This window comes from Wolbachia endosymbiont of Madathamugadia hiepei (assembly GCF_013366855.1).
Classification (GTDB): domain Bacteria; phylum Pseudomonadota; class Alphaproteobacteria; order Rickettsiales; family Anaplasmataceae; genus Wolbachia.
On sequence record NZ_WQMP01000063.1, the window covers coordinates 1 to 5,669 of the forward strand.

Below are 5,669 nucleotides of genomic sequence, written 5' to 3' on the forward strand. Positions count from 1 at the left end.
TTTACCTAGAGTAGAACTCTACTACTAAATTAACTTCCATATCCGCTGAGTAAGGAACTTCAGAGTATTGAGGCACTCTTAAAAACTTCACTGAATGCTCCTTACTGTTTGTTTCTAAATAGTTTGGAGCCTTGCGTTCTTGTTTTTCCTCAGCCTCTACTACTACAGGGATTTTTACTGCTCTCTCTCTTATTTTTACTATATCACCAGGTTTTACTCGATAGCTCGATATATTAACCACTTCATCATTAACTGTAACATGCTCATGAGATATGAGCTGTTTTGCTGAATAAATTGTTGGTACAAGGCCAGAGTGATACAAAATAGAGCTTAACCTTGATTCCAAGATACCAATAAAATTATCAGCTGTGTAACCTTTCCTGTTATAAGCATCTAAGAATATACGCCTGAGCTGCTTACTTGAAATTGCATAATAAAACTTAAATTTCTTATGTGCAGCGAATTGCTTACCAAAATCAGATAACCTTTTGAATCCAAGAATACCGTGCTGACCTGGAGGGTATTTCCTTTTGTTTACTGGATCTTTTGCCCTACCCCACAAATTTATACCAAGCCTACGGCTGATTCTATACTTTCTATTGATAACAGTTGTCATATAAAAACTCTCACAATCTAACTCTAGATTATTAAGGATTTTAGCATTAAGTGTCAACTTGTTTTTGCCAGTTTAATTTCTTATACTTCACTTTTAAGTTTTTCTATTGACATATGAACCATCTACCTTTGGAATCTATGGCAAATGCTATCCGCTTTTTATCAATTGATGCAGTACAAAAAGCAAACTCTGGGCACCCAGGTATGCCACTTGGCATGGCAGATGTTGCAACTGTTTTATTTGCTAAATATCTAAATCACAACCCTGATGATTCTAAATGGTTCAACAGAGACCGTTTCGTTTTATCAAACGGCCATGGTTCAATGCTGCTGTACTCCATATTATACCTCACAGGCTACATTAGTATAGATGAGTTAAAGAACTTCAGGCAACTCACATCCAAAACTCCAGGCCATCCAGAGTATGGTTTGACTCCAGGAATAGAAACAACAACAGGCCCACTCGGGCAGGGGATTGCCACTTCAATTGGCATGGCACTTGCTGAGTCAATCTTTGAAAAGCAGTTTGGAATTAATCACTACACTTACGTAATGCTAGGGGATGGCTGTCTTATGGAAGGAATAAGCCATGAAGCGGCATCACTTGCTGGACATCTTAAATTGAATAAGTTGATAGCCCTTTTTGATGATAATGACATCTCTATAGATGGTACTACTAGCCTCTCTTGTTCTGATGACGTGGAAAATCGTTTTTCAGCTTATGGGTGGAATGTTAACAAAATTGATGGTCATGATTTTAACTCCATATCGCTTGCAATAGAGCAAGCGCAAAAATCTGACAAGCCGTCGCTTATTTGCTGCAAAACCATCATCGGAAAATTTTCAAGCCGTGCCGGTACATCTTTCGCTCATAGTGGTGCTTTTACGGAGGAAGATATAAAAAAGATGAGAGAGAAATTAAATTGGAACTACGAACCATTTCATGTGCCAAAGGATGTGAAAAATGCCTGGATGGAAACAGTTGAGAGAGCAAAACAAAACTACGTGTCCTCGACCAGTGAAGAGTTGCAAAGAAGACTTGATAAGCGTTTACCAGATAATATCGAGAGCGATTTGGCTAACCTAAAGAAACAAATACACGAGGCAATGCCAAACGAAGCTACACGGTCTTCTTTTGGCAAGGTAACGGAACTCTTAACTAAGTCCATGCCGGAATTAGTTGGTGGGTCTGCTGACCTTACTGGGTCAAATTGCACTAAATACAGACATATAGAGGTAATAGATAGCAATAATTATAGTGGTTCTTATGTCCACTATGGAGTGAGAGAACACGCTATGGCAGCTTGTATGAATGGCATGGCTCTTCATGGCGGAATTCTTCCTTATGGTGGCACTTTCTTGGTGTTTTCCGATTATTGCCGTCCTGCTATACGTCTTTCAGCCTTAATGAAACAGCAGGTCATCTATGTTATGACTCACGACTCAATTGGAGTAGGAGAAGATGGCTCAACTCATCAGCCGATAGAGCATTTAGCCTCTCTTCGTGCTATACCAAATTTGTACGTCTTTAGACCAGCCGATGCAATCGAAACTCTGGAATGTATTAGCATTGCACTGGAAAAAAAAGAGTCCCCTGCACTGCTTGCACTTTCAAGGCAAAATGTGAATTACATGCGCAAATTCCACTTTGATATTGATCAATCCGCCAATCTATCGAAGTTTGGTGCATATACCCTGTGCGAATATTCAGGGAAGCTAGAAGTAACGATATTTGCCACCGGATCTGAGGTTGAAATTGCAGTTGAAGCAGGGAAAAAATTGCAGGAAAAAGGCATAGGTACAAGAGTTGTTTCTATGCCATGCTGGAGGCTTTTTGACGAGCAAAGTGATGAGTATAAAGCAGCAATATTAAATAATAACAGCATTAAAGTTGCAATTGAAGCTGGAAGTGAAATGGGTTGGCATAAATATATAGGCTCAAATGGTGTATTTATCGGCATGAAAAGCTTTGGAGAATCAGCACCTTATAAAACACTTTATGAGCATTTTAATATCAGTGCTGATCATATAGTAAAATGTGTGTGCGAAAAATTGGTTTGCGCTCAGTAGACCCTACATAACTGCATGAAATTCCAGTATCTGAATGCCAGAAAAAAAGAACCGGCTTACTATATAATCAGTCTTTTGAATATTTTTCAGTACATTTGAGTAGGCAGTATATAAGAACCGCAATTGTAGAGCATGTTATTGTCAATAGCAAATTTGATAAAATACCGTAAGAAAAGAATTTTCCTACTATATATACTCCGATGGCCCCGAACATCATGTTGCAGAATGAGAGAACTGCACTGCCAAGCCCTATACTTTTGGTTGTTTCTAGCGCAGAGGTTACGTTGTTGCTTATTACGAGTGCAAGACCTATATTGCTTGGAATCCAAACAGTCTGAAGGACAAACACGTTTAATTTGCCTATGGAGTGAAAATATACCAGCAAACTTTTGGGTATTATTGGCAACATCAAACCTATTATTAACATCCGGCTAACCCCTACTTTTGGTACATATCTTCTGTTAATCAAAGTTCCAATTATGTAAAATATAACTATGATTGATATTAGATAACCAAAATATTGTACTTCAACACTCATAGACCCAAATATGAAAGGGTAGTTAGCAATATACGCCCAAAGCCACATGAACGTTAATCCATGGATGGCTGCGAACCCAAGGAAACGATGATTTCTAAATATTGATATATATTGTTTAGGAATACTGACCATTACACTAGTTATACTGGTTCCACTTTTACTTATAGTGAGTGTTTCTTGTAACTTAAAGTAAATAAAAACGAGCATAACAATTGCTGCGAATGATATAATAAAAAACAAAAATTTCCAACTGTACCCACTTGAAATCATATAACTGCCTACCACTGGAGCTATCCCAGGTGAAAGCGCTACTACCATATTTAACTTTGAAATTACTCTTGAGTATTCACTACCTGAGTACATATCCCTTATTGCTGCATACCCAACTACGCCTGCAACACCAGCCCCTATTCCTTGTATAAAGCGAATGAGTATTAAGAGCGCAATATTGTCAGCTATGTAACATGCAATACTCGCCAAAGTAAAAATTGCCATACCGATCAGCATGATTGGACGCCTACCATAATGGTCGGATAGTGGACCATAAATTAATCCGGATATCGCAAGTCCAACCAAATTTAAGCTGATTGTAAGCTGCGCCACATGGCCTTCTACTTCAAAATAATGAGCAATACTCGGTAATGCAACTGAATACAGGTCAGTTGCCATATCGGCAATTGCTACGGATAATATCATGATAAGAGAGATAATATTTTGTATTGCCACTTAATGGATTCGCTGAGCTATAAAAATTTTATTATAATACATTTTCCTCATTGGTTACATTAATTTAACCAAGTGATCGACATCTCCACTTAACGTCTTCGTAATCAACTATTTCTGCACCTGGAGCATTGCGCTTAATGGAAAGCTCAACTAGTGCAATATCCTCCTCATGTTCGATTGCTTACTGTATGAACTTCTCTGCTAGCTCTTGAACGGATTGTTTTTTCACTTTGGCCAAGCGAGAAAGATACTTTGAAGTTTCTTTGCTGAGAGATATGTTAATGCCTGAATCCGCCATAAGTTTTACCAAAACCTACTACTATAACGATTATATAGTATTTTTTTTAATTTTTCAATAAATAAAATAGATCAGGAAAAGGGACTGTATATGAATATATTTAGTATTTACAAATTATTTAAAGTTTTCTTGTTAATGTTCGAATCTGTCACAGGACGTTTAATCTTCATATATGTATTCTCTGTGTTTTATTCCGATGATCATTACTATGTGTTCTCACTTGCTTACTTGGTAAACTATGCGATAATCGACTACTCGTAATCTACGACGCCCTTTAAGTTCACCTAATAGAGGCTTTCCTGCTTTATCAGGAAAATCTGAAAGACGTTCTTTTATTGCTTCTTTAACTCTCAATCTTATTGTTTTAGGAAGAACTGGAAGGTCTTCGTAGACCGCATCTTCCTCATGATAAATTTGGTACTTATTCCCAGTTGATGTCTTCATGTCTAATTAATTTTGCATTCCGGGTGTCACATTTAACAGCAAGTTGAAATAACGCCATATCTTCTTCACGTTCAATTGCTTCTTGTACCAATTCCTCTATTAGCTCTTGAACAGGCTGTTTTTTTACTCTAGCCAAGCGAGTAAGATCTCTTAAAGTTCCTTCGCTGATGTTAATCCCTGAGTTTGCCATAAGTTTTACCAAAGTCTACTACTGTAACAAGTATACAGCATCTTTTTTAATTTTTCAATAAAGAAAGACGATAGTTTCTTTAATATTTTGCTGATATACAGGAAGAATTTTCGCCTGTTTCAATAAAAAACTTCAAATGTACTTGAGTTGACTTAACTTATAATAAATGGCACAAAATTGAGTATAATATTGCAAGACACGATTAAAAATTAAGAAGGTATTACAGCACTGGATATACTTTTATGATAAAAGGCGTTCGACGATTTTACGTAATGCCTAAATAAAAATCGAGAAGGGTATGGATAAATCACAATTAGTTAAAGAGGTGTTCGATTCCGTAGCAAATCGCTACGATGTTATGAATGATATAATGAGCCTTGGAATGCACAGGCTATGGAAGGATAAGATGGTAAATAGTGTGCATTTTACAGAAAACCCTAAGGTTTTGGATATCGCTGGAGGAACTGGAGATATAGCAATAAGAATAGCGAAAAGAGAACCAAGTGCTCAGGTCACAATATGTGATATAAATCAAAATATGTTGAGCAGAGGACGTGATAAAGCTATAAATGCAAACCAGTTTAATTTTAACTGGGTGTGTGCAGATGCAAAAAGTTTGCCTTTTGAAGATTCCGAATTTGATTGTTGCACAATAGCCTTTGGCATTCGAAACGTTTCCGATCGCAAGAAGGCTTTAAGTGAAGCATACAGGGTATTAAAACCAAATGGGCAATTTATCTGCTTGGAGTTTGCCCCTATGCACTATCAAAATGAAATGTTCACCAAAT

General features: G+C 37.1%; 6 protein-coding genes. 2 read left to right on the forward strand and 4 right to left on the reverse strand.

Annotated features, from left to right (window positions below):
- Window position 1: 1 nt before the first annotated feature.
- Window positions 2-616, reverse strand: coding sequence for a 30S ribosomal protein S4 (gene rpsD / locus GO685_RS03045; protein ID WP_175937521.1), 615 nt, complete (start codon window positions 614-616; stop codon window positions 2-4).
- Window positions 617-729: 113 nt separating this feature from the next.
- Here rpsD and tkt point away from each other — a divergent pair, with 113 nt between their 5' ends.
- Window positions 730-2,685: a transketolase gene (gene tkt, locus GO685_RS03050; protein ID WP_175937522.1), complete on the forward strand. Its 1,956-nt coding sequence runs from the start codon at window positions 730-732 to the stop codon at window positions 2,683-2,685.
- Window positions 2,686-2,752: 67 nt separating this feature from the next.
- On the opposite strand, the gene GO685_RS03055 is transcribed toward tkt, so the two are convergent.
- The 3 genes from GO685_RS03055 to GO685_RS03070 form a co-directional block, all read right to left on the reverse strand.
- Window positions 2,753-3,949, reverse strand: coding sequence for a multidrug effflux MFS transporter (locus GO685_RS03055; RefSeq protein WP_458695290.1), 1,197 nt, complete (start codon window positions 3,947-3,949; stop codon window positions 2,753-2,755).
- 514 nt (window positions 3,950-4,463) lie between these two features.
- Window positions 4,464-4,691, reverse strand: coding sequence for a type II toxin-antitoxin system RelE family toxin (locus GO685_RS03065; RefSeq protein WP_175937523.1), 228 nt, complete (start codon window positions 4,689-4,691; stop codon window positions 4,464-4,466).
- A complete protein-coding gene (locus tag GO685_RS03070; protein ID WP_175937524.1) occupies window positions 4,669-4,881 on the reverse strand; it encodes a hypothetical protein in 213 nt (70 codons plus the stop codon). Before GO685_RS03070 ends, GO685_RS03065 begins: the two co-directional genes overlap by 23 nt.
- A gap of 298 nt (window positions 4,882-5,179) precedes the next feature.
- Here GO685_RS03070 and GO685_RS03075 point away from each other — a divergent pair.
- On the forward strand, window positions 5,180-5,669 hold a 490-nt coding region (locus GO685_RS03075), incomplete at its 3' end, for a ubiquinone/menaquinone biosynthesis methyltransferase (protein ID WP_175937525.1).